The following is a 210-nucleotide window of genomic DNA, read 5'->3' on the forward strand; positions in this document are numbered from 1 at the left end:
GTCCGGGCTGAACGCCACCGAGAACACCAAGTTGGTGTGGCCGAGGGGGTCGCCGACCTGATGGCCGGTAACCGGATCCCACAACTGCACCGTCTCATAGTCGCCAGTGGCCAGCAGGCGCCCGTCCGGGCAGAACGCCACCGACAACACCGCGCCGGTGTGGCCGGTGAGGGGGTCGCCGACCTGATGGCCGGTGGCCGGATCCCACAA

General features: G+C 69.0%; 1 protein-coding gene. It reads right to left on the reverse strand.

Annotated elements, in window-relative coordinates:
* The coding region (locus ON19_RS30685; protein ID WP_043700626.1) for a WD40 repeat domain-containing protein at positions 1-210 on the reverse strand (210 nt) is incomplete at both ends.

The sequence above is a fragment of the Nocardia abscessus NBRC 100374 genome (assembly GCF_000308455.1).
GTDB lineage: Bacteria > Actinomycetota > Actinomycetes > Mycobacteriales > Mycobacteriaceae > Nocardia > Nocardia abscessus.